This is a genomic window from Rhodococcus sp. T7, from assembly GCF_009872365.1.
Classification (GTDB): Bacteria; Actinomycetota; Actinomycetes; order Mycobacteriales; family Mycobacteriaceae; genus Rhodococcus_F.
Genome location: NZ_WXYH01000320.1, coordinates 17,435 through 38,817, shown reverse-complemented (window position 1 = coordinate 38,817; position 21,383 = coordinate 17,435). Strand labels below are relative to the sequence as shown.

The following is a 21,383-nucleotide window of genomic DNA, read 5'->3' as shown; positions in this document are numbered from 1 at the left end:
TCACTGTGCCGCTACCTCGACGCCGAGGGCGCCGAGCAGCGTATTGCGAAACTCGTGGAACTTGCTGTCGCCGAGCGCTCTCGGTCTCGGAATGTCGACGATCTCGTCGACAACGATCTGCCCGCGGTCGAGGACGAGCACCCGGTCGGCGAGCGCGATCGCCTCGTCGACGTCGTGGGTGACGAGCAGGACGGTCGGGCGGTGCCGACGGATCAACTCCTGCAGCAGCGCATGCATCTTGATCCGGGTCAGCGCGTCGAGGGCGCCGAACGGCTCGTCGGCGAGGAACAGTTGGGGCTCGCGGACCAGCGCTCGCGCCAGCGCCACCCGCTGTTGTTCGCCACCGGACAATTCACTGGGCCAAGCCTTCTCACGGCCGGCGAGCCCCACCTCCGAGAGGGCGGAGGTACCCCTGCTCGTGCCGGTGCGGCCCAGCCCGAGCGTCACATTGTCCAGCACCCGCAGCCACGGCAGCAGCCGTGAGTCCTGGAACGCCACCGACACTTCCGCGGGCACGGTGAGCGTTCCGCCACGGCCCTCGACGTCGTAGTCGAGGCCCGCGAGCGCGCGGAGCAGTGTGCTCTTGCCGGACCCGCTCTTGCCGAGCAGAGCCACGAACTGACCTTCGGGAATGTCGAGGTCCAGGTGGTCGAGGACGGTCTTGTCGCCGAACCCGCGGACCAGGGACCGCACCTGCACGGCGGCGGGTTCTAACCGGCGAGCGTCTTGCGCCATGACAGCGACCGCCTTTCGATGTAGCGGAGGACGGCGTCGGACAGCAGACCGAAGATGCCGTAGACGGCGAGCCCCACGAGAATCACATCGGACTGTCCGTAGTTCTGCGCGTTGTACATCATCTTCCCCAGACCGGTCACCGCGTTGATGCCCTCGACGACGATGAGGGTGAGCCAGGCACCGGTCACCGAGAGGCGCAGTCCGAGAAAGAATCCCGGCATCGCACCCGGCAGCACGACCTTGCGGATGAACGTGGCCCGGGACAGCCCGAGGACCTCGGCGAGTTCGACGTACCGGTTGTCGATCGACGTCAGCGAGTTGTGGGTCTGGATGTACATGTGGACGACGACACCGAGCGCGATGATCACGATCTTGAACGTCTCGCCGATGCCGAGCCAGAGGATCAGCAGCGGGATCAGGCCGAGCGTCGGGATGGCCCGTTTGAGCTGGATCGGCCCGTCGATCAGGGCGTCACCGGAACGCGTCAGACCGGCGACGACGGCGAGGGCCGTCCCGATCACCACACCGAACGCGAACCCGACGGCAGCGCGGCTCAACGACGCGGCGATGTGCTCCTGCAGTGTGCCGGTGGCGATCAGGTCGACGGCCGTGGTCACCACCGTCCACGGCGCGGACAGTTTTCGCGCGTCGATGAAGCCCGCCAGGCTGCCCACCGCCCACACCGCAAGAAGGAGCAGCACCCCGGCCAGCCGGGAGAACGGGAAACCCTTGCGCAGGCCGAGTCGCCGGATCGGCCGCTCGGCGGCGCCGGACCTGGCGGCACCGGCGGCGACCGTGCGCGCCGGTACGGCTGCGGGCGCGGAGAGAATACTGGTCATCGCTGCACACCGCCTCGGTACTCGGCCGGCACGGCGTCGGCGGCGACGGTTTCGAATCGGCGGTCGAACAGCTCGTTGGCGTCGAACTCACTGAAGTAGCCGGCGTCGGAAAGCAATTGGACGGTGTCCTGCGTCCACTTGACGGCCGCGTCCCAGTTGGCCGGATACGACGGTCGCTGCCCGACGGAGGCGACGATGCGCTTGCCGTCCTCGGCCGACACCTGTTCGCTCTCCACGTAGTACTTCTGGATCCACGCGTCCTGGTTCTCCCACGCCCAGATCTCCCCGCGCGCCCAGAACGGAATGAACGCCTTGATCGCCGCGGCCTTGGCCGGATCCTGCAGGACCTCCACCGGCGCCCAGAGCACGGTGAGCGCGTCCACGGCGTCGGTCGGCAACGCCTTCGCTCCGTCCGGTCCGTACTGGTTCAGGTACTTCGTCACCGTCGGCTCCGACAGCGGCGCGACGTCCACCTGCTTCGACTGCAGCGCGGTGAGGAATTGTGGGCTGGGAAGCTCGACGAGCTGGACGTCTTTCGTGGTCAGGCCCTGCGCCTTCAGCGTTCGCAGGATCACCACGCCCTGCGCCTGCCCGGGCGAGAACGCGATCTTCTTGCCCCGCAGGTCCGGCAGTTCCGCGAGGTCCGAGCCGGGGGCGGTGGCCAGCACGTACTGCGGCTGTTCCTTCTCCCGGACCGCGACGATCTTCGCGTCGAGCCCCGTGGCGTGCGCCTGGATCGGCGGGATCGCGGCGTTGGTGGCCAGATCGACCGCGTTGCCGCGGAAGGCCTGGATCACGTCGGGACCGGCGCTGACGTCCGGCCACTCCGACACGGTGAACGGGAGATCGGCGATCTTGTCGGTCGCCTCGAGCTGAAGCCGGGTAGTCTTGATCGACACGCTGAGCGAAGTTCCTTCCGGAACCTGATCGGGCACAGCATCATCGAGCGCGAGCCCGCCGGAGGAACCGGAGGAGCAGGACGCGAGCCCGAGCGCCACGACGCCGGCGAAGGCGGCGCGCGTGAGGCGCCGGTACCCGGCGGAAGACACGAGTGAACTGGACATGAGTGATCCTTCGAAGGATGTGGTCTCCGATCGGGCACCCCGGACGCAGAAGGTCGGGCGCCACGCAGGAGCGAGAAAGGAAGAACGGAAAGATGTTTCGGCAGACGTCAGGCCGGAGACGTCAGATGCGACCCGGTCGCGTGCGGCGACAACAGGACCCGGAGCGACACGAGGTGGTACGCACGCTGTCCGCCGTGGTGATGTTCACACCAATATCCTTGCGATCCAGCGCAATCCCCGTCAACATTGCTTCCTGCCGAATTAACTCCGGCCCTGTGATACACGTCACGAAATTCCGGCCAGCGGCCGCACGAAGCTGGTGAGCGGCGCCCGGTAGAGCTCCGCGAGGATCACGGAACCGGCGGACACCGGCAGCGCCCGACCCGGAAAGCTGGTGGACAACACGGACCACGACGGATCGTCACACGTCGCCGACGACTCCGCGACCGCCCGCCGGACCGCGTCGAGACAACCGGGAATCCCGCTCACACTCTGGTCGCAGACGATGAGGACCTCCGGATTGAACAGATCCAGCAGACGCGCCGCCACCACCCCGACGCCGTGCGCCCGCTCCGTGAACAGGGCCAACGCCTCCGGGTGCCGGCGGCGGCCTGCGTCGAGAAGGTCGCGGAAGATCGGCCGCTCGATGATGCCCAGCTCCATCGCCCTGCGCACCAGCACCCGATCCGACAGGGTGGCCTGCACACATCCGGTGCGCCCGCAGGCGCACTCCTCGACACTGTTCTCGACGGGCACGTGCGCCACCGCGCCCGCCGCAGCGCGAGGACCGTGGTGGACCACGCCGCCGGTCGCGAACGCGGCGTCCACCACGTTCCCGACGAAGAGTTGCACCACGCTCTCCCGCGCCCTCGGCTCCCCGAACAGCACCTCCGCGTCGATGAGAGCGCGCGCGTGCGAATCCATCCGGACGTCCAGGCCCGTGCGCTGCTCGAGATCCGCGCGGACCGGGTACCCGTTCCACCCCGGGATCGGATGCTCGCGCACCACACCCGATTCCGAGTCGATCCAGCCGCCCGCCGCGAAACCGACACCGATCGGAACCGACGGCTCACCGTGCCGGACGGCCAGCGCCTCCAGCGTCGTCACGGCGTTCCGCAGGATCTCGGCCGGGCCCAGCCCGTAGTGCGGATCCCGGGACCGCGCCAGCACCTGCCCGCGCAGGTCGAGCAATGCGGTGGTCACGTGGGTGATCGCCAGGTGGATGCCGTAGACGACGTACCGGCTGTCGTCGACGTCCACCGGCACGTGTGGCCGTCCCAGCCCGGTGGGACCCGCGATCTCCGGCAGTTCCCGCAGCAGGCCGTGGTCGACGAGTTGGGCGCTGGCCGTGGTCACCGTCGCGGGTGAGAGCCCGGTGACGCGGGCGACGGTGCTGCGCGCGATCGGCCCGCTGTCGAGAACCGTGCGCAGTACCGTGCCCGCGCTGGCGCCGGAACGTCCGGCGCCGCGCCGGGTGACGGGCTGGGTTCGCGCCATCGTTCCCCCTTCGCCGCGCGCAGTGATATGGCCTGACCTCGAACGCTAGCGAAGGGGAACGTGCAGTTCAACGGACTGGATTCCCGTGAATTTAACTCCCTGTGAGTACTTGTTAACCGCCGGCGGTTGATAAGTACTCACGGGGCGTCAGCCACCCAGATTGACCTCGATGCAGTACGTGCGCTGGGGTTCGGAGAAGGCGATGGGGAATGCGGTGTCGAACTCGTTGCACAGGGTTTCGTCGTCCTGGCCGTCGGCGCGTCTGACGACCTTGACGGTCTGCATGTCGGAGCAGTCGGACGGCACGATCCGGCCGTCGTCCTCGAGCAGGTAGCAGGAGTCCTCGATCATGTTCGGGACGAGGCACAGCGTGGTCTGCACGTCCTTGTCCTCGCCGACCAGGGTGTAGGAGAAGTAGTCCTCCCCGCACTGGACGTCGCCGTCGTTCTTCTGCGCCACCTCGTACGTGGCCTCGCTGTCGGAGCAGTCCCGCTTCTCGTGTGAGGTGTCGGCCGCGGTGGTCGACGCGGACTCGAAGAACAGGCAGTCGCCGACGTCGAGGGCGTTCTCGTCGGCGCTCTTGACCGCGTACACACCGAACGCGGCGACGGCCGCGAGGATCACGACGGCGAGGACGCCGAGAGTGATGAACAACCCTTTCCGCGACTTCTTCGGCTGCGGTGGGTACTGGCCGGGCGGGTACTGGCCGGGCTGCTGCCCGTACTGGCCCGGCGGATACTGACCGGGCTGCTGGGCGTACTGACCCTGCTGGTACGGCTGCTGCGGGTACTGACCCTGCTGGTAGGGCTGCTGCGGCCCACCTTGGGGGTACGGTTGCTGCGGGTTGTTCGGCGGCTCGCCTGGGACGCTCGGATCGGGACGGTTCGGGTCGTCGGGGGGCTGGGTCATCGCGAGCCTCGTCTCTGGGTCGATCCATCCGGCTGCCCCTCAATTTAGGCCCCGACCGCCCCGGATGTGCAGGTATCGGCCCTGCCGGGGGCCGCGACGTGGCGCGCCGCCGCCCGGATCAGGACAATGGACAGGCTGGCTACATCCGGCACCGCATTTTCGAGGAGGCTTCCGTGACCGACGGACCGTTGATCGTCCAATCCGACAAGACCCTGCTGTTGGAGGTCGATCACGAACGCGCGAACGACGCCCGTCAGGCGATCGCCCCGTTCGCGGAACTCGAGCGCGCGCCCGAACACGTCCACACGTACCGCATCACCCCGCTGGCGCTGTGGAACGCGCGCGCCGCCGGGCACGACGCCGAGCAGGTGGTCGATGCGCTGGTCAACTTCTCCCGGTACGCGGTGCCGCAACCGCTGCTGGTCGACATCGTCGACACGATGGCCCGGTACGGGCGCCTGCAGCTGGTGAAAAACCCCGCCCACGGTCTGACGCTGGTCAGCCTGGACCGCGCGGTCCTCACCGAGGTGACCCGGCACAAGAAGATCGCCCCGATGCTCGGTGCCCGCGTCGACGACGACACGGTGGTGGTCCACCCGAGCGAGCGCGGCCGTCTCAAGCAGTTGCTGCTCAAGGTCGGCTGGCCGGCGGAGGACCTCGCCGGGTACGTGGACGGCGAGGCGCACGCCATCGACCTGGACTTCGAGGGCACGTCCCCGGGGTCGGCGGACGGCAAGTGGCATCTGCGCGACTACCAGGAGATGGCCGCCGACTCGTTCTGGGCGGGCGGATCCGGCGTCGTCGTCCTGCCCTGTGGTGCGGGCAAGACGATGGTCGGTGCGGCGGCGATGGCCAAGGCGAAGGCCACCACGCTGATCCTGGTGACGAACACGGTCGCGGGACGGCAGTGGAAGCGCGAGCTGATCGCGCGCACGTCGCTGACCGAGGAGGAGATCGGCGAGTACTCCGGCGAGCGCAAGGAGATCCGCCCGGTCACGATCGCCACGTACCAGGTGATCACCCGGCGCACGAAGGGCGAATACAAGCATCTCGAACTGTTCGATTCCCGCGACTGGGGTCTCGTGATCTACGACGAGGTGCACCTGCTGCCCGCCCCGGTGTTCCGCATGACCGCCGACCTGCAGTCCCGCCGACGCCTCGGCCTCACCGCCACCCTGGTGCGCGAGGACGGCCGCGAGGGCGACGTGTTCTCGCTGATCGGGCCGAAGCGGTACGACGCGCCGTGGAAGGACATCGAGGCACAGGGGTGGATCGCTCCCGCCGACTGCGTCGAGGTGCGGGTGACGCTGACGGACGCCGAACGCATGGCGTACGCCGTCGCCGAACCCGACGAGCGGTACAAGCTGTGTTCCACCGCACACACCAAGATCGCGGTGGTGAAGTCCATCCTGGAACGGCACACCGACGCACCGACGTTGATCATCGGCGCGTACCTCGACCAGCTCGACGAACTGGGTGAGGCGCTGAACGCCCCGGTCATCAAGGGGTCGACGAAGAACAAGGAGCGGGAGGAACTGTTCGACCGTTTCCGGGCGGGCGAAATCCAGACGCTGGTGGTCAGCAAGGTCGCGAACTTCTCGATCGACCTCCCGGAAGCGTCTGTCGCCGTGCAGGTTTCGGGAACGTTCGGGTCCCGTCAGGAGGAGGCTCAGCGGCTGGGGCGCCTGCTGCGGCCCAAGCACGACGGCGGCCAGGCCCACTTCTACTCGGTGGTGGCGCGGGACACGCTCGACGCCGAGTACGCCGCCCACCGGCAGCGGTTTCTCGCCGAGCAGGGGTACGCGTACCGGATCACCGACGCCGACGACCTGCTGGGCCCGGCCATCGGGTAGCCGCCTGCCACCGGAGCGGGGCCTCTAAGCTGGGGCCGTGCGACATTTCGAGTTCACCGTCGACCGGCCCTACGCGAAGTCCGTCAACCAGACGTTCGCCGACATGCGACGCCTGCAGGTGTCGGCGATCGTGGTGGCGCTGCTGTTCGCGGCCGCCGCTGCCGGTCTGATCCTGCTCGCCCACCCCTGGTCGATCATCCTGGGTGCCGTCGTGGCGATCGCCGCGCTGACGTCCGTGTGGGTGGCGTTCTGGGTACCGAAGAAGGTCGGCAGCATCGAGGACCTGTACGCGAAGAGCCCGCTGGTGCCCGCCGTCGTCTCGGAGGTCCATCCCCGCGCGGTGACCCTGCTGTCGCTGATCGACATCGCGAAGCCGTCCGCGGGCCACCCGTCGTACGCCCTCGTCACCCGCAACGTTCCGATCCGCACCGGCCAGAAGCAGCGGGTGGGTGACCGGGTGCCGTCCGTCGCCCTGCTGAACGACCGCAACACCCACAGCGTGGCCGATACCTGGGAGATGGTCAGCCCGATGCCGATCGCGTGGGGCACCCGCGACGCGGCCGTGCGGTCCCGCGCGGAGGTCGCCATCGATCAGGTCGAGTGGGATTTCCTGCAGAGCCGGATCGCCGAGTCCGAGCACATCCGGACCAGCCCCGACCAGCGGGTCGCGGTGTCCGAGCACGACCTTCCGGAAGGCTTACGCTAGCCCGGCCAGCCTTCGGCCGGTTGCCGCGGGTCGCCGGCCAGCAGGGCGGCAGCCCACGAATCACGCCGGACGCCGCGCTGCACCAGTCCGGCGCGCTGGACTCCCTCGAACCGGAAGCCCACCCGGCGGGCGACCGCCGCCGAGTCCCGGTTGCCGACGAACGCACGCCATTCGATGCGTTCGAGCGCCATCCCGTCCGGACGAAACGCGAAATCGCACACCAGGTTCACCGCCGTCGTCATCAGCCCCCGCGAGCGTGCGGACGACGACAGCCAATACCCGATCTCCGCAGCCGTCAGGTCCCGGGCCATCAGGCCGATCATCCCCAGCACCGGCCCGTTCTCGTGTCCGCGCAGCGCCCAGGTGGGGCTGCGGTCGGCCCAGCCGGTCGGCACCGTCTGCCGCACGAACTGCTCTGCGTCCGAGCGTGCGTACGGGGCGGGCATCGTCGTCCACTCGGCGATCGACGCCTCACCGCACGCCGAGCAGATCGCGTCGATGTCGGTGACGACCGGCGGGCTCAGCCACACGTTGTCGGCGGCGAGGGTGACGACGAACATGCCCGCCACTCTATGCCCGGGAAACCAACCTACTCACCGCAACGCGGGCAGGACCTCTTTCTCGAAGAGTTCGATGCCCGAGGTGTCGTAGGCGGCTTCGGGGAAGTAGAAGATGCCGTAGGACATGCCGAGTTCCTTCAGCGCCGACAGTTTCTCGACGATCTGTTCCGGTGTGCCCACACCGGGCATGCCCCGGAAGGCTCCGAGCGCGCCCTCGGCGGCGTCGGCGCCGACGTGGGGGGTGAGCCGGTCCTTCAGGGTGAGCAACCGCTGCTCGACCTCCGCCTCGGTGGTGCCGATCGCGACGTTGTAGTTGGCCGAGCGGGTGATGGCGTCGAAGTCGGTGCCGACGGTGTCGCAGTGCTTCCGCAGGATCTCGGACTTCTGTGCGAATCCGTCGGGTGTGCCGTCGAAGTTGGTGTACTGCGCGTACTTTGCCGCGATCTTCAACGTCACCTTTTCGCCGCCACCGGCGATCCACAGCGGAATGCCGCCGTCCTGCAGCGGAAGTGGGCGGACGATGGCGCCGTCGACCTGGTAGTGCTTGCCTTCGAGGGTCGCGGTGCCGTTGGTCCAGGCCTGGCGCATGATCTGCACGCCCTCGTCGAGGCGGCCGAGACGCGTACCGGCGGAGGGGAATCCGTACCCGTAGGCCCGCCATTCGTGCTCGTACCAGCCGCCGCCGATGCCCATCTCGATCCGTCCACCCGAGATGAGGTCGGTGGTGGCGGCGACCTTGGCGAGGTAGGCGGGGTTGCGGTAGCTCATCGCCGTACACATCTGACCGAGACGCACCCGCGACGTGACGGCCGCGAACGCGGACATGAGGGTCCACGCCTCGTGCGTGGCCTCCTCGGTCGGGGCCGGGACGGTGTGGAAGTGGTCGTAGACCCAGAGTGAATCCCAGGACGAACCCTGGTCGGCGCGCAACGCGAAGTCGCGCATCACCCACCATTGATCCGCGGGATCGATTCCGACGAGATCCAGACGCCAACCTTGAGGAACGAACAATCCGAAGCGCATGAAACGAATGTACCTATGCTTCCTGTTTTTCGAGCGGTGAGGAATCCGGCTCCGCCACGGGCGGCGGTGGCCAGGGGGAATAGACGGGGATGAATCGGAACAGGAGTCCGGCGCCGAGCAGCGCCGCTCCCCCGATCGCGGCGACGGCGGCGCCGAGCGGGACCACCGCGGCGAGCGCGCCGACCCCGAACGGTCCGGCGAACATGCCGGTGTCGTGGGTGAGCCGCCATGCTGCGAGGAATTCGGCGCGGGTGGCCGGTGGGGCGATGTCGGCGCCGAGCGTCATGATGACGCCGTTGCCGATTCCCATCACGACGGCGACGATCCCGATCGACCACAGGTCGTGCGAGAACGGCAACGCCAGGTAGGACACGCCGATCACCAGCAGCGACGGCACCGCGATGAACCTGCGCCCGTACCGGTCCATGAAATGTCCGGCCGGATACGAGCACAGCAGGTCGACGGCGGCACCGACACCGAAGACGAGGCTGACCTGGGCGGCGTCGAGTCCGAGGTGGGCGGCCCACAGTGGGAGCACCGCTTCCCGGGAGGCGCGGGCCGCGCCCATCATGAGCGATCCGGCTCCGAGGGTGGCCAGCAGCCTCCGGTGGCGACGCAGGATCGACGGCAGCGTCGCGTGCCCACGTACGGAGGCCGGGTCGCGGCGCGGCGGGTCGGGGACCCGCGACATCAGCCACCCGGACAGCACGACGCCGACGAACTGCACCATGAACCCGCCCCGCGCGCCGACCACCAGGATCACGGCGGCACCGAGCAACGGGCCCACGAAGAAGCCGAGCCGCCACATCGCCGCGAACGACGACATCGCCCGGGCCCGCAGCCCGATCGGCACGGCATCGGCCAGATAGCTCTGGCGGGCCAGCCCCCACACGGCGTTCGCGAGCCCGGTCAGCAGTGCGCCGATACCGAGCATCCAGGGCGTCTGCGCGAGGAGGCAGACCAGTACTCCGGTGGCACCGACGGCACTGCCGCCGATTATCGACCGCCGCTCCCCGAACCTGGCGACGATCCGGCCCGCGGGCAGGTCGCCGAGGACGGCGCCGAGCCCGACGACCGCGACGATCAGCCCGGACACGGCCACCGACGCACCCAGTTCGCGGGCCGTCAGTGCCATGACCGGGGCGGCGGCGCCCTGGCCGATGCCGAAGATCGCGGCGGGGACGAAGACGGTGGTGACGAGAGGCTTCAGACCGGTCTCGCCGCTCATGCGCTCGCTTCGTCGACCGCGCCCGCGAACCGGTTGTCGACGTCCGCGAGTCCGTAGTGACCGCGCAGGGTGGTCCCCGTGTACTCCGTGCGGAACAGTCCGCGCTGCTGCAGGATCGGCACGACCCGGTCGACGAAGTCGTCGAGTCCGCCGGGGAGGTACGGCGGCATGATGTTGAAACCGTCGGCCGCGCCCTGCTCGAACCAGGTCTGCAGTTCGTCCGCCACCCGTTCCGGGGTGCCTGCGAACGTGCGGTGCCCGCGTCCGCCGCCGAGCAGCCCGATCAGCTGCCGGACGGTGAGCGATCCGTCGGCCGCGAGATCCTTCACCAGCTGGTACCGGCTCTTGTTGCCCTGGATCTCGTCCAGCGGAGGGAGCGGCGGCAGCGGGGCGTCGAGGGAATGCTTCGTGAGATCGACACCGAGCATCGTCGACAGTTGCCGCAGCGAGTACTCGGGCGAGATCAGATCGGTGAACGACTGCTCGAGCGCCTTCGCCTCCTCCTCGGTGTCGGCGATGAACGGCACGATGCCGGGCAGCACCTTGAGGTCGCCGGCGCTGCGGCCGTGCTTGACGACCCGCGCCTTGAGGTCGCGGTAGAACTCCTGCCCCTGCTCGAGGGTGCGCTGCGCGGTGAACACGGCCTCGGCGTACCGCGCCGCGAACTCCTTGCCGCTCTCCGACGATCCGGCCTGCACCAGCAGGGGCCGCCCCTGAGCGGACCTCGGCGAGTTCAGCGGACCCTTGATCCGGAACTGCGGTCCGTCGTGGTCGATGGTGTGGACCTTGCCGGGGTCGGCGAACACCCCGGTCTCCGGGTCGAGCACCACCGCGCCGTCCTCCCAGCTGTCCCACAGGGCGAGGGTGACGTCGACGAATTCCTCTGCGCGCTCGTACCGTCCGCTGTGCGCGGGGATGCCGTCGACGCCGAAGTTGGCGGCCTCGTCAGCGCCTGCCGAGGTCACGATGTTCCAACCCGCCCGGCCACTGCTGATGTGGTCGAGCGACGTGAACTTGCGGGCCAGGGTGTACGGGTCGGAGTAACTCGTCGACGCCGTGGCGATCAGCCCGACGTGTTCGGTGGCGACGGCGATCGCCGAGAGCAGCGTGACCGGTTCGAAGATCGCCTGCGTGTTGTGCTTGATCCGCGGTCCGATGGCGAGACCGTCGGCGAAGAACACCGAATCGAGCTTGCCGCGCTCCGCGATCCGGCCGAGTTCCTGGAAGTGCGCGACGTCCAGGACGCGGTGCGCCTCGGTGCGGGGGTGGCGCCACGCCGCCTCGTGATGTCCCACGCCCATGAGAAACGCGTTGAGGTGGAACTGTGAATCCTGTGACATGTAGGTTTTCTTTTCCGGTAAGGACTAGACCCGCCAGCGGGACAGCCTGCGTTCGATCAGTACGAGAACGGCGTTGATCGTCAGGCCGAGAACCGAGATGGCGACGATGCCCGCGTACATGTTGGGGATCTGGAAGTTGAACTGGGAGGCCGTGATCAGGTAGCCGAGCCCGGCCTTGGCCCCGACCATCTCGGCGGCGATCAGCACGAGGATGGACGACGCCGCGGCCATCCGGATTCCGGTGAAGATGGTGGGGACGGCGGCGGGCAGGACCACCTTCTGGAACAGGCGCACCGGCGACAACCCCAGCGAGGACGCCGACTTGATCAGCAGCGGGTCGACGGTGCGGACACCGGAGATCGTGTTCAGCAGGATCGGGAAGGTGCACGCGTAGATCACCAGGGCGATCTTGGACTCCTCACCGATGCCGAGGATCAGGATGAAGACGGGGAGCAGTGCCAGCGCCGCGGTGTTGCGGAACAGTTCCAGGATCGGGTTCAGGAAGTCCGACACGGGCCGGTACCAGGCGATGGCGATGCCCAGCGGGATCGCGATCACGATGGCCACGAAGAAGCCGATCAGTGCGCGGGAGAGGCTGGCGGACACGTGCTGCCACAGCTCACCGCTCTGGACCAGGTCGAAGAACGCCTCGATCACCGTGCTGAACGGGGGCAGAAACACCTCGTCGACGAGACCGACGCGGGGAGCGATCTCCCACAGCGCCAGGAAGGCGACGATCGCGATGGACGGCTTCAGGATCCGCCAGGCGATGGGCCCCAGCGCCGCGCCGGCACGCTGGACGGCACCCGGCTCGGGCGGGGTGGAAGCGGGCGTCGGAGCCGCGGTCCGGGTCGGATCGGCGGCGACGGGAACTTCGGGTGTCGCGAGTGCGCTAGACATGTGCTTCCTCCTTCTCGATAACCTGTGCACGCTCCACTTCGCCGTGCAGCAGCGTCCAGATGCGGTGCCGGTAGTGCCGGAACTGCTCGTTGGACCGGACGTCCTCGCCGCTGCGGTCGATGTCGATGTCCACGAACGTCTTCACCCGGCCGGGGCGTGACGTCAGGACGGCGACCCGCTGCCCGAGGTAGATGGCCTCGTCGATGCCGTGGGTGATGAACAGGATGGTCTTCCCGGTGGCCTTCCAGATGCGCAGCAGTTCATCCTGCAGCGACTCGCGGGTCTGCGCGTCGAGCGCGGCGAACGGCTCGTCCATCAGCAGCACCTCGGGGTCGAACGCCAGGCTGCGGGCGATCGCGACACGCTGCTTCATGCCACCCGACAGCTCGTGCGGGTAGCGGTCGCCGAATCCCTTCAGACCGACGAGTTCGAGGTAGTGCTCGGAGAGTTCCCGCCGTTCCTTCTTGGGGAGTCCCTTCGCCTCGAGTCCGAACTCGATGTTGTGCCGTGCCGTCCGCCACGGCAGGAGCGCGTACTGCTGGAAGACGATGCCGCGGTCGAGGCCGGGGCCGGTGACGGGCTTCCCGTCGAGCAGGATCCGGCCGGACGTGGGTGTGCTGAGCCCACCGAGCAGGTCGAGCAGCGTGGACTTTCCGCAACCGCTCGGTCCGACGAGGACGAGGAATTCGCCGTCCGCGAGATCGATGTCGATGTCTTCGATCGCGGTGAACTTGTCCTTCGACCCGCGCACGTCGAACTGCTTGGTGACGCGCTCGAGGCGGAGCTTGGGCGTCTGAACCCGGTCGGGATTCGAAGCGGTGGTGCTCATTTCTGTCCTTCCAGTACTTCTCCGTCGGGCCCGCTCTCGGCGGGGAACGTGCCGTTGGCGTACGGGTTGAATTCGTTGGTGTAGAGGTCGGTCGCGGTCAGCTTGCCCTCGTCGAGCTCCCCGTTCCGGACGAGCCAGTCGATCCAGGTCTGCAGCTCCTTCTCCTGGATCACGGCCCCGGCGATGGGAATTCCGGAGCTGCGCCAGTAGTCGATGGCCTCGTCGCTCTCGTTGCGGCCACGCTTGTCGATGATGCTCTTCAGCCGTGCGACCACCTCTTCGCGCGGGGTCACCTGGGTCCAGCGGATGGCCCGGGCCGTGCCCTGCACGAAGTCCGCGACGGCGTCCTCGTTCTTCGCCAGGAAGTCGTCCCGCATCACGTAGGTGCCGTAGCTGAACGCGCCGAACAGATCCCGGTCCGTGAACAGCGGCCGGATTCCCCCACGCTCCTGGGCTGTTTCGCGGTAGATGCCGTTGATCGCGGCCACGTCGATCTGGCCTTCACGCAGCGCCTGTTCGTTGTTCACCGGCGGAACGACGATCAGCTCCACCTGCTTGATCTCGTCCGGGGTCAGGCCCTGCTGGGCCAGCCACTCCCGGACGAGGAACTCGTGGTGCGCGCCGAGCGTGTTCATCCCGACCTTCTTGCCGATCAGGTCCCGCGCTGAGCGAATGGGGCTGCCGTCCAGCACGAAGTAGCCCGTGAACTCGCCGGCATCCGCGCCGTAGGAACTCAGCACCGACGTGATCGGCGCTCCCGCGGCGTTGAGCTTGACGACGGCTCCGTTGAAGGCCGAGCCGAACTCGACGTCACCGGTGGCCGCCGACTGGATGTCCTGCGGGCCGCTGGTGGTGTCGCCCACCCATTCGAGCTTGACCTTGCCGTAATACCCCAGGTCCTCGGCGAGTTCGTGGAATCCCACGTCTCCGGCCCACCCCTGGTACCGCAGAACCGTCTTCCCGTCCTCGGTGGTGGCGGTATCCGACGAGCCGGCACACCCCGCCAATCCCGAGGCCAGCGTGAACAGTGCCGCGGTCGCCGCGAGTGCGCGCACGGCGCCGCGCCGGAACCGGGAGTGGGACATCGACTTCACTTTCTCCTCGTGGGGACCTGGGGCGGAATTCACTTGGCGGACAGCGCTTGTCCGTCGGGGCCGCTGTCGGCGGGGTACGTGCCGTTGGCGTACGGGTTGTACTCGTTGGTGTAGACGTCGGCCGGCGTGAGCTTGCCGTCCTCGAGTTCCCCGTTGCGGACGAGCCAGTCGATCCAGGTCTGGATTTCCTTGTCGGTGATCACGCCACCGGGACCGGCAATACCGGGCGACTTCCAGTAGCCGACGAGGTCGGTGGTCTCGTTGCGGCCGCGCCCGGTGATGATCTCCTTGTACTTCGCGATCACCTCGTCGCGCGGCGTCGTCTGCGTCCAGCGGATGGCCCGGGCCGTGCCCTGCACGAAGTCGGCGACGGCGTCCTTGTTCTTCGAAATGAAGTCGTTGCGGAACAGCAGCGATCCGTAGGTGAAGGAACCGAAGATGGACTCGTCGGTGAACAGCGGGCGGATGCCGCCGCGTTCGACGGCCTTGTCCCGGAACACGCTTCCGAGCGTTCCGACGTCGATCTGTCCCTGCCGCAGCGCCTGCTCGGTGTTCACCGGCGGCACGACAGTGAGCTCGACCTGCTTGATCTCGTCCGGGGTCAGTCCCTCCCGCGACAGCCACTCACGCACGAGGAACTCGTGGTGCGCGCCGAGCGTGTTCATGCCGACCTTCTTGCCGATCAGGTCACGCGCCGACGTGATCGGGCTTCCGTCGAGCACGTAGTACCCGTTGAACGTCTCCTTGTCGGAGCCGTAGTAGCCGATGACGGACGTGATCGGAGAATCGGCCGCAGCAAGTTTCAGCACCGCTCCGTTGAACGCCCCACCGAAGTCGGTCTGACCCGTGGCGGCGTTCTGAATGCTCTGCGGGCCACTGGTGCTGTCGCCGATCCAGTTCAGTTCGACCTTCTGGTAGTAGCCGAGGTCGGCCGCGAGTTCGGGGAACGAGACCTGGCCCGTGGTTCCCTCGTAGCGCAGCACGGTCTTGCCGTCGGCGGTCGTGGTGGTTTCGGATTTGGAGCAGGCAACGGCGAGACTGGTGAGGGAGAGGAGGGCGGCCGCGGCCGCCAGAGTCCGCGCGAAACGGGGACGAGTCATCGAAGGTCTTCCTAGTGTGTGGTGCCCGCGAACGACGAAGCAGCGGGTCGTGCGAGCGCACTCCGGCCGGCCCGGCGGTCGCCGGAGGGGGGGTTGGCAGGACGTGCAGACGAAAAAGGGGTGCGGAAAAGCCAGGTCAGCTACGACAGCTGGAACACTGGAACATGGCAGACTCCCTGGACGTGGTGTGGTCGCCACACCATACGTCCGGACCCACCACCAGGGTCAACGGTTACGCACACGACGGATTTTATGTCTGGACCGCACGTAGGATATCGGCATGCCCACTGCGACGCTGGTAGACGAATTCGAGTCCCACCGGCGGCATCTGCTCTCGGTAGCGTACCGGCTGATCGGAAGTGTCAGTGACGCGGAGGACGCCGTGCAGGAGTCGTGGCTGCGACTCGACGACGCGAACGCCGCGACCATCCGCGACCTCGGGTCCTGGCTGACCACGGTGGTCGGGCGGATCTGCCTCGACCGGTTGCGTTCGGCCGCGGTGCGGCGGGAACAGTATGTCGGCCAATGGCTTCCGGAACCGGTCGTCACCGGGCTGTCGCCGTCCGCCGAGCCGGATCCCTTGGAAGCGGTCGTCCGGGACGAGGACAACCGCCTCGCGGCGCTGATCGTGCTCGACACCCTCACCCCGGCGCAACGGGTCGCGTTCGTGCTGCACGACGGTTTCGGGGTGCCGTTCGACGAGGTGGCCGGGATTCTCGGTATCGAGGCACCCGCGGCGCGCCAGCTCGCGTCGAGAGCCCGCAAGGCGGCTGCCGCAACGACACCCGCCGTTCCCGACGAGGAGCATGCTCTCGCCGTGCAGCGGCTGCTCGAGGCTCTCGCCGGCGGCGACCTCGACGCGGTGGTCGCGGCGCTGCACCCGGACGCCCTGGTCATCGGCGACGCCAACGGCACCACGAGCACCGCCGTCAACGTCATCCGCGGCGCCGACAAGTTCGCCCGCTTCTTCCTCGGCCTCGTCCAGCGGTACGGGCCGGAGGTGTTCACCGCCATGCAGCTGGTTCTGGTCAACGGCCAGCTCGGCTATTTCACCGCCGGATTCACCGGAGACGAAGCCCACCGCAGCTCGCCTGCGCGAGTGGGTGGGTTCACCGTCCGCGACGGTCTCGTCTATGCGGCGTACGACATCGCCAACCCGGAGAAGTTCGCCGGGATCATGCTCCCGGACCGTCCGTCGTGACCGCGGCGTCGTCGGCCCACGGCACCCGGCACGAATCGGTGCCGAAGCCCTGTTCGGTGATGCCCAGCGCCGAGTACATCCGGGCGCGCATGTTCTCGATACCGATCTGATAGGACAGTTCGACGACGCCGGCCCGGCCGAAGCGGCGCTCGAGGTCCGCGACCTGCTCGTCGGTGACAGTGGTGGGCGTCGCCGTCATCGCGTCGGCGTACGCGATGGCCGCGCGCTCGTCCTCGCTGTACGCGGGCGAGTCGGCGTAATCGGCGATGTGCTTCAGCCGCTCCACGTCCAGGCCGTCGAGGCGCTGCAGCATCGTGCCGAAGTCCACGCACCACGAGCAGCCGATCGTCCACGCCACGCGGAAGACGGCGATCTCGCGCACGTTCGCCGGGAGGACGGTCGACGCCTTCTGCACCGCCATCTCGTGCCGGGCCGAGGCGACGAACAGTTTGCGGTGATGGGCGAGCACGGCGAACGGCTCGGGCACCTCGTCGAACTTGTGGGCAGCATATTTGTAGGCGACCTTCACCAGCGGGCTCGCGTCCGCGGGGGCCACTGCGGGAATGCGGGGCATTGCGTCCTCCATCGTCACCGGGCGCCCTACGCGCGCCGTCTACAGAGAAGACGAGACAGCCCCGCAGAACGTGACGCGGCCGTGTGCAACGGTCGCCGTCACACCGACTACGCTGCAGTAATGCCCGCAACGCCGCGCAACCGCACCGTCCAGCGCTTGCAGCCGTTCGCGTCCACCATCTTTGCCGAGATGACTGCGCTCGCCGTGCGTCACGACGCGATCAACCTCGGTCAGGGTTTCCCCGACACCGACGGTCCCGCGTCCATGCTCGACACCGCGCGGCAAGCGATCGCGGACGGGCTCAACCAGTACCCACCCGGCCCCGGTATGCCCGTGCTCCGGCAGGCGGTCGCCGCCGACCGCCTGGCCCGGTACGGACTCGACCACGACCCCGACTCGGAGGTGCTGGTCACCGTCGGCGCCACCGAGGCCATCAGCGCCGCCATCCTCGGCCTGGTCGAACCGGGTGAGGAAGTGGTGCTGATCGAGCCGTACTACGACTCCTACGCCGCCTCGGTCGCGCTGGCGGGAGCGGTGCGGCGCAGTGTGCCGCTCGCCCGCTCCGGCACGAGGTTCGTCGTCGACCTCGACGCTCTGCGCGCCGCGATCACGCCGAAGACCCGGATGCTGGTGATCAACACCCCGCACAATCCGACGGGCACCGTGTTCACCCCGGACGAGATCGCCGCGGTCGCGGAACTGGCCTGCGAGCACGACCTGCTGGTGCTGAGCGACGAAGTGTACGAACACCTGGTCTTCGACGGCCGGACGCACACCGCCCTGGCCACCCTCCCGGGAATGTACGAACGCACCGTCTCGGTGTCGAGCGCCGCCAAGACGTTCAACGTCACCGGATGGAAGATCGGCTGGGCATGCGGTCCGGCGGAACTGATCGACGCGGTCCGCACCGCGAAGCAGTACATGTCGTTCGTCGGCGGCGGACCGTTCCAGCCCGCGGTGGCGCACGCGCTGAGCCACGAGCAGCAGTGGGTGAAGGAACTGCGGGACAGTCTCCAGACCAAGCGGGACGTGCTGTACGACGCGCTCGTCGCGTCCGGTCTGGAGGTCCATTCGGGCGGCGGCACGTACTACCTGTGCGCCGACATCACCGCGATCGGCGAACGCGACGGCATCGACTTCTGCCGCACACTGCCGGAGCGCGTCGGTGTGGCCGCGGTGCCGGTCAGTGTGTTCACCGACCATCCGCAGCCGTGGAACCCAATGGTGCGGTTCGCTTTCTGCAAACAGGATCACGTGCTCGCGGAGGCCGCACGACGGCTACGGACCCTCGGGAAGCCCGGATCGTGACTGCGCGCACCATCCCCGCCGACTTCCTGCGGCGGTCGCTCGACCTGTCGGCGCGCCGCGGCGTCGACCTCTCCGCCGCGCTGTCGGCGGCGGGACTCACGACGGCGTCGCTGGAAGATCCGCTGACCCGGTTGACGCCCACCCAGGTCACCGCGTTCACCCAGGCCGTCTGGCAGATCACGGGCGACGAACTGTTCGGCCTCGGCCCGGCACCGGTCCCCCGCGGCACGTTCCGGCTCGTGTGCCTCGCCCTGATCCACACCGCGGACCTGTCCGCCGCCCTCGAGCGGATGGCCGACATCCTCCGTGCGCTGCCGTCACTGCCCGCGCTGCACATCGGCCCGGGTATCCACGGCGGCACCCGGATGACCATCGACATCCGCCCGGCGGCGGCCGAACTCTCCGCCGAGGAGGTGCAGTTGTCGCTCGAGGCGACGCGCGTCACCACGGACTTCCTGCTGATCCTGCTCCACCGGTTCGCGGCGTGGCTCGTCGGCAAGAGGGTCCGGTTGCTGGCGGTGGAACTGCCGTATCCGGCGCCGCTGCCGCAACTCGCCGAGAACTACGACCACATCTTCGGTGTCCCCGTGACATTCGATTCCGACATTCCCGCAGTCGAATTCGACAACGCGGTGATGCGGGCGCCCATCATCCAGACCGAGGAGACGCTCGAGGAGTATCTGCGCGAGTCGCCGACGCTGCTGATGTCGGAGCGCGACTACGACAGCACGGCGTCCGCGCAGGTACGCCGGGTCCTCGAACACGGCATGAAGGGCCGCACCTCGACGGCCGAGGACATCGCGGAGATGCTGTCGATCAGCGTCCCCCACCTGCGCCGGCTGCTCCGGCAGGAGGGGACGTCACTGAACCAGTTGCGGGAGGAAGTGCTCCGCGACGCCGCCGTCGCCGGGCTCCGGCGCGGCGAGTCCGTGGACGACCTGTCGGCTCGGCTCGGCTTCTCCGAACCCAGCGCGTTTCGTCGCGCCTTCAAGCGCTGGACCGGCAGCACACCGAGTTCCTACCGCTGAGTCGCCGTTTGTCAGCTGACGCAGAACTCGTTGCCCTCCGGGTCGGTCATCGTGACCCACTCGCTCGGCCCCTGGCGGCCCCGGTGGAGCACGGTGGCGCCGGCCTGCTCGAGCTTCTCGGCGACCTCGTAGCGGGCGTCCCCGACCCTGATGTCCAGGTGGAGCCGGTTCTTCACCGTCTTCCGTTCGGGAACCAGCTGAAACAGCACGCGGGGGCGCTCGGGGTGCTCCGGATCGCGGATGGCCTGGCCCTCACGCCAGACCAGGACACCCTCGAACTCGATGGTGTCGGACTCCTGCGCGTGGCCGGCCTGCACGAGCCCGCGGATGAACTCCTCGTCGCTCGGCTCCACCTCCCAGCCGAGCGCCTGGGCCCACCATTTGGCCAGGGTATGCGGGTTCTCCGAGTCCACCGTGACTTGAAATTCATATCCCATGGCGCGACGGTACAGCGGGGCACCGACAGGTCCCGGTGCGCTGCGTCACCCGTCAGGGTTTGACCAGGATCCGGATGGGATCCCCCTCGTGGTTCGCGAGCTTCTCGACGCCCTTCGCGACGTCCTCGAGCGGGACGATCTCGCTGATCGACCGCGACAGGTCGAGTCGGCCGCGCGACACCAGTTCGGCGAGGGTTTCGATGTCGACGTTCTTGTAGCCCAGGTGGCCGAGTACCTGCTTCTTCGACAGCCCGAACTGCGCGGTGGTCCCTACCGACGCCTCTTGCGCGCTCAGTCCGACCGCGACGAGGCGGCCGCCCACCGTCAGGCAGTCGAGTGCCTGCTCGAACGTCAACTTCAGTCCGGCCGCGTCGAACGCGACGTCCAGCATCCGGCCTCCCGTCGCCTCCGCGACCTTCTCCTTCAGGTCCTCGTCCCGGGAGTCGAACGCGTAATCGGCCCCGAGTTCCAGAGCACGTTCCCGCACAGCGGGATTGATGTCGAACGCGATCACGGGGACGGCGCCGACCAGACGAGCCAACTGCACGATGTGGGTGCCGACGCCGCCCACGCCCCACACGCCGACGGTCTCCCCGACCACGACCTTGCCGGTGCGCACGACCGCACCGAACGGCGTCGACACCGCATCGGCGAGGAGGGCCGCCTGCTCGAACGGAACATTGTCCGGAATGCGGGTCAGTCCCCCGGCCTGCGCGACGGCGTACTCGGCCCACGCGCCGTCGTAGGCGAACGCCATGAGCTGGATGTTCAGGCAGTTCGTGAGGTCCCCGCGCCGGCAGTTGCGGCACGCGAAGCAGGGCCTGCCCGCGGACGGCACGACGCGGTCGCCTTCGGCCCAGCCGGTCACTCCGGCACCGACTTTCGCGATGGTGCCCGACGCCTCGTGACCCTGGGTCACCTCGGGCAGCAGCGCGGGAAACGTGCCGTCGATCAGACTCAGGTCGGAGTGGCAGATGCCGCAGAACTCCACCTTGACGAGCACTTCACCGGGGCCGGGCTCCGGGATCGGAACATCCTTCACAGCAATCCTTTTCGTGTCTGCGTGGAATCGTTCCGCCCGCATTGTCCCGGCCATCGCTCGCCCCTTCGTCGTCGTTGCCTCGACGGTACCCGCGACGAATGCCCGGGTGTGCATGA

21 protein-coding genes are annotated in these 21,383 nt (G+C 68.2%); 5 read left to right on the top strand and 16 right to left on the bottom strand.

The genetic code is table 11. The features are described 5' to 3' along the window. From MLGJGCBP_RS24730 to MLGJGCBP_RS24710, 5 genes are all read right to left on the bottom strand, one after another. A complete protein-coding gene (locus MLGJGCBP_RS24730; protein ID WP_160098769.1) occupies positions 1-735 on the bottom strand; it encodes an ABC transporter ATP-binding protein in 735 nt (244 codons plus the stop codon). Then, positions 711-1,574, bottom strand: coding sequence for an ABC transporter permease (locus tag MLGJGCBP_RS24725; protein WP_160098767.1), 864 nt, complete (start codon positions 1,572-1,574; stop codon positions 711-713). Before MLGJGCBP_RS24725 ends, MLGJGCBP_RS24730 begins: the two co-directional genes overlap by 25 nt. After that, the gene (locus MLGJGCBP_RS24720; RefSeq protein WP_160098765.1) at positions 1,571-2,638 is read right to left on the bottom strand and encodes a PhnD/SsuA/transferrin family substrate-binding protein; all 1,068 of its coding nucleotides are present in this window, start codon (positions 2,636-2,638) and stop codon (positions 1,571-1,573) included. The genes MLGJGCBP_RS24725 and MLGJGCBP_RS24720 overlap by 4 nt, the downstream gene beginning before the upstream one ends. Positions 2,639-2,923: 285 nt before the next feature. Then, positions 2,924-4,135 (bottom strand): ROK family transcriptional regulator, encoded by a 1,212-nt coding sequence (locus MLGJGCBP_RS24715; RefSeq protein ID WP_160098763.1) that lies wholly within the window; start codon positions 4,133-4,135, stop codon positions 2,924-2,926. 147 nt (positions 4,136-4,282) lie between these two features. After that, positions 4,283-5,044, bottom strand: coding sequence for an LppU/SCO3897 family protein (locus MLGJGCBP_RS24710; RefSeq protein ID WP_072944856.1), 762 nt, complete (start codon positions 5,042-5,044; stop codon positions 4,283-4,285). A 173-nt stretch (positions 5,045-5,217) separates the two neighbouring features. Here MLGJGCBP_RS24710 and MLGJGCBP_RS24705 point away from each other — a divergent pair, with 173 nt between their 5' ends. Both MLGJGCBP_RS24705 and MLGJGCBP_RS24700 read left to right on the top strand, forming a co-directional pair. Then, a complete protein-coding gene (locus MLGJGCBP_RS24705) occupies positions 5,218-6,897 on the top strand; it encodes a DNA repair helicase XPB (protein WP_160098761.1) in 1,680 nt (559 codons plus the stop codon). Positions 6,898-6,934: 37 nt separating this feature from the next. Continuing rightward, positions 6,935-7,603: a DUF3239 domain-containing protein gene (locus MLGJGCBP_RS24700; RefSeq protein ID WP_087557619.1), complete on the top strand. Its 669-nt coding sequence runs from the start codon at positions 6,935-6,937 to the stop codon at positions 7,601-7,603. Here MLGJGCBP_RS24700 and MLGJGCBP_RS24695 read toward each other — a convergent pair. Genes MLGJGCBP_RS24695 through MLGJGCBP_RS24660 form a run of 8 tightly spaced genes read right to left on the bottom strand, consistent with a single transcriptional unit; the run spans position 7,600 to position 15,677 of the window. After that, complete coding sequence (locus MLGJGCBP_RS24695) at positions 7,600-8,163, bottom strand: GNAT family N-acetyltransferase (RefSeq protein WP_087557840.1); 564 nt, start codon at positions 8,161-8,163, stop codon at positions 7,600-7,602. The two genes, MLGJGCBP_RS24700 and MLGJGCBP_RS24695, sit on opposite strands and share 4 nt — an antisense overlap. A 33-nt stretch (positions 8,164-8,196) precedes the next feature. Further along, entirely contained in the window at positions 8,197-9,186 is a 990-nt protein-coding gene (locus MLGJGCBP_RS24690) for an LLM class F420-dependent oxidoreductase (RefSeq protein ID WP_160098759.1), read from the bottom strand. A 13-nt stretch (positions 9,187-9,199) separates the two neighbouring features. Then, positions 9,200-10,414 (bottom strand): MFS transporter, encoded by a 1,215-nt coding sequence (locus tag MLGJGCBP_RS24685; RefSeq protein WP_160098757.1) that lies wholly within the window; start codon positions 10,412-10,414, stop codon positions 9,200-9,202. Beyond that, positions 10,411-11,754, bottom strand: coding sequence for an LLM class flavin-dependent oxidoreductase (locus tag MLGJGCBP_RS24680; protein ID WP_160098755.1), 1,344 nt, complete (start codon positions 11,752-11,754; stop codon positions 10,411-10,413). The genes MLGJGCBP_RS24685 and MLGJGCBP_RS24680 overlap by 4 nt, the downstream gene beginning before the upstream one ends. A gap of 24 nt (positions 11,755-11,778) precedes the next feature. After that, positions 11,779-12,654, bottom strand: a complete 876-nt coding sequence (locus MLGJGCBP_RS24675; RefSeq protein WP_160098753.1) for an ABC transporter permease — start codon at positions 12,652-12,654, stop codon at positions 11,779-11,781. Then, positions 12,647-13,483: an ABC transporter ATP-binding protein gene (locus MLGJGCBP_RS24670; RefSeq protein WP_160098751.1), complete on the bottom strand. Its 837-nt coding sequence runs from the start codon at positions 13,481-13,483 to the stop codon at positions 12,647-12,649. The genes MLGJGCBP_RS24675 and MLGJGCBP_RS24670 overlap by 8 nt, the downstream gene beginning before the upstream one ends. Then, the gene (locus MLGJGCBP_RS24665) at positions 13,480-14,568 is read right to left on the bottom strand and encodes an ABC transporter substrate-binding protein (protein ID WP_160098809.1); all 1,089 of its coding nucleotides are present in this window, start codon (positions 14,566-14,568) and stop codon (positions 13,480-13,482) included. Before MLGJGCBP_RS24665 ends, MLGJGCBP_RS24670 begins: the two co-directional genes overlap by 4 nt. 38 nt (positions 14,569-14,606) lie before the next feature. Beyond that, positions 14,607-15,677 carry an ABC transporter substrate-binding protein gene (locus MLGJGCBP_RS24660; protein WP_160098749.1) on the bottom strand — a complete coding sequence of 357 codons (1,071 nt, stop codon included), beginning with the start codon at positions 15,675-15,677 and terminating at the stop codon, positions 14,607-14,609. Between the two features lie 280 nt (positions 15,678-15,957). Between MLGJGCBP_RS24660 and MLGJGCBP_RS24655 the strand changes: the two genes are divergently transcribed. Next, complete coding sequence (locus MLGJGCBP_RS24655) at positions 15,958-16,878, top strand: sigma-70 family RNA polymerase sigma factor (protein ID WP_160098747.1); 921 nt, start codon at positions 15,958-15,960, stop codon at positions 16,876-16,878. On the opposite strand, the gene MLGJGCBP_RS24650 is transcribed toward MLGJGCBP_RS24655, so the two are convergent. Further along, positions 16,853-17,452, bottom strand: coding sequence for a carboxymuconolactone decarboxylase family protein (locus MLGJGCBP_RS24650; RefSeq protein WP_072944874.1), 600 nt, complete (start codon positions 17,450-17,452; stop codon positions 16,853-16,855). The two genes, MLGJGCBP_RS24655 and MLGJGCBP_RS24650, sit on opposite strands and share 26 nt — an antisense overlap. Before the next feature lie 120 nt (positions 17,453-17,572). Here MLGJGCBP_RS24650 and MLGJGCBP_RS24645 point away from each other — a divergent pair, with 120 nt between their 5' ends. Both MLGJGCBP_RS24645 and MLGJGCBP_RS24640 read left to right on the top strand, forming a co-directional pair. Further along, the gene (locus tag MLGJGCBP_RS24645) at positions 17,573-18,760 is read left to right on the top strand and encodes a pyridoxal phosphate-dependent aminotransferase (protein ID WP_160098745.1); all 1,188 of its coding nucleotides are present in this window, start codon (positions 17,573-17,575) and stop codon (positions 18,758-18,760) included. Beyond that, positions 18,757-19,788 (top strand): AraC family transcriptional regulator, encoded by a 1,032-nt coding sequence (locus tag MLGJGCBP_RS24640; protein WP_160098743.1) that lies wholly within the window; start codon positions 18,757-18,759, stop codon positions 19,786-19,788. Before MLGJGCBP_RS24645 ends, MLGJGCBP_RS24640 begins: the two co-directional genes overlap by 4 nt. Positions 19,789-19,799: 11 nt before the next feature. Here MLGJGCBP_RS24640 and MLGJGCBP_RS24635 read toward each other — a convergent pair whose 3' ends face one another. Next, positions 19,800-20,225, bottom strand: a complete 426-nt coding sequence (locus MLGJGCBP_RS24635; RefSeq protein ID WP_072944880.1) for a VOC family protein — start codon at positions 20,223-20,225, stop codon at positions 19,800-19,802. 52 nt (positions 20,226-20,277) lie between these two features. After that, entirely contained in the window at positions 20,278-21,321 is a 1,044-nt protein-coding gene (locus MLGJGCBP_RS24630; RefSeq protein ID WP_160098807.1) for a zinc-binding dehydrogenase, read from the bottom strand. Positions 21,322-21,383 lie beyond the last annotated feature (62 nt).

Excerpts from the sequence above, each read along its gene's own strand:
- MLGJGCBP_RS24730 (WP_160098769.1), bottom strand. The coding sequence starts at position 735 with ATGGCGCAAGACGCTCGCCGGTTAGAACCCGCCGCCGTGCAGGTGCGG.
- MLGJGCBP_RS24725 (WP_160098767.1), bottom strand. The coding sequence starts at position 1,574 with ATGACCAGTATTCTCTCCGCGCCCGCAGCCGTACCGGCGCGCACGGTC.
- MLGJGCBP_RS24720 (WP_160098765.1), bottom strand. The coding sequence starts at position 2,638 with ATGTCCAGTTCACTCGTGTCTTCCGCCGGGTACCGGCGCCTCACGCGC.
- MLGJGCBP_RS24715 (WP_160098763.1), bottom strand. The coding sequence starts at position 4,135 with ATGGCGCGAACCCAGCCCGTCACCCGGCGCGGCGCCGGACGTTCCGGC.
- MLGJGCBP_RS24710 (WP_072944856.1), bottom strand. The coding sequence starts at position 5,044 with ATGACCCAGCCCCCCGACGACCCGAACCGTCCCGATCCGAGCGTCCCA.
- MLGJGCBP_RS24695 (WP_087557840.1), bottom strand. The coding sequence starts at position 8,163 with ATGTTCGTCGTCACCCTCGCCGCCGACAACGTGTGGCTGAGCCCGCCG.
- MLGJGCBP_RS24690 (WP_160098759.1), bottom strand. The coding sequence starts at position 9,186 with ATGCGCTTCGGATTGTTCGTTCCTCAAGGTTGGCGTCTGGATCTCGTC.
- MLGJGCBP_RS24685 (WP_160098757.1), bottom strand. The coding sequence starts at position 10,414 with ATGAGCGGCGAGACCGGTCTGAAGCCTCTCGTCACCACCGTCTTCGTC.
- MLGJGCBP_RS24680 (WP_160098755.1), bottom strand. The coding sequence starts at position 11,754 with ATGTCACAGGATTCACAGTTCCACCTCAACGCGTTTCTCATGGGCGTG.
- MLGJGCBP_RS24675 (WP_160098753.1), bottom strand. The coding sequence starts at position 12,654 with ATGTCTAGCGCACTCGCGACACCCGAAGTTCCCGTCGCCGCCGATCCG.
- MLGJGCBP_RS24670 (WP_160098751.1), bottom strand. The coding sequence starts at position 13,483 with ATGAGCACCACCGCTTCGAATCCCGACCGGGTTCAGACGCCCAAGCTC.
- MLGJGCBP_RS24665 (WP_160098809.1), bottom strand. The coding sequence starts at position 14,568 with ATGTCCCACTCCCGGTTCCGGCGCGGCGCCGTGCGCGCACTCGCGGCG.
- MLGJGCBP_RS24660 (WP_160098749.1), bottom strand. The coding sequence starts at position 15,677 with ATGACTCGTCCCCGTTTCGCGCGGACTCTGGCGGCCGCGGCCGCCCTC.
- MLGJGCBP_RS24655 (WP_160098747.1), top strand. The coding sequence starts at position 15,958 with ATGCCCACTGCGACGCTGGTAGACGAATTCGAGTCCCACCGGCGGCAT.
- MLGJGCBP_RS24650 (WP_072944874.1), bottom strand. The coding sequence starts at position 17,452 with ATGCCCCGCATTCCCGCAGTGGCCCCCGCGGACGCGAGCCCGCTGGTG.
- MLGJGCBP_RS24645 (WP_160098745.1), top strand. The coding sequence starts at position 17,573 with ATGCCCGCAACGCCGCGCAACCGCACCGTCCAGCGCTTGCAGCCGTTC.
- MLGJGCBP_RS24635 (WP_072944880.1), bottom strand. The coding sequence starts at position 20,225 with ATGGGATATGAATTTCAAGTCACGGTGGACTCGGAGAACCCGCATACC.
- MLGJGCBP_RS24630 (WP_160098807.1), bottom strand. The coding sequence starts at position 21,321 with ATGGCCGGGACAATGCGGGCGGAACGATTCCACGCAGACACGAAAAGG.